This window comes from Methylobacterium oryzihabitans (assembly GCF_004004555.2).
In the GTDB taxonomy this organism is placed as follows: Bacteria; Pseudomonadota; Alphaproteobacteria; order Rhizobiales; family Beijerinckiaceae; genus Methylobacterium; species Methylobacterium oryzihabitans.
On sequence record NZ_SACP01000103.1, the window covers coordinates 1 to 547 of the forward strand.

1 pseudogene is annotated in these 547 nt (G+C 64.4%); it reads right to left on the minus strand.

Annotation, left to right across the window (positions count from 1 at the left end):
- Positions 1-547: pseudogene (locus EOE48_RS28540) on the minus strand (1,4-alpha-glucan branching enzyme); the annotation flags it as partial.

Genomic DNA, 547 nt, shown 5'->3' on the forward strand with positions numbered 1-547 from the left:
TAGACGCTGTTTTGCGCGTCGTCACCGATCAGCCACTGGAAGCCCTGCGGCTGGCAATCCTGCTCGTGCAGCGCCGGCTCTTCGCGGTACAGGCGGTTGAGGTCGCCCACCAGGCGCTGCACGCCTTGGTGCTCGGGGTAGTGCAGCAGGTTGGCGAATTTCTGCCAGCGGTCGCCGGGCATCTTGTCGATCAGCGAGTGCTTGCCGTGCACCACTTCGTCGTGGGAGATGGGCAGGATGAAGTGTTCGGAATAGGCGTAGATCAGCCCGAAGCTCATCTCGTTATGGTGGTGGTTGCGATGCACCGGGTCATTCTGGATGTAATGCAGGGTGTCGTGCATCCAGCCCATGTTCCACTTGTAGGCAAAGCCCAGGCCGCCCTGCTGGGTCGGCTGGCTGACGCCGGGCCAGGCGGTGGACTCCTCGGCGATGATCAATGCACCGGGGGCCTCGTGGGCAGCCACGCCGTTGAGGTGGCGGATGAAGTCGATGGCCTCCAGGTTCTCGCGCCCGCCGTGGCGGTTGGGCACCCATTCGCCGGCCTTGC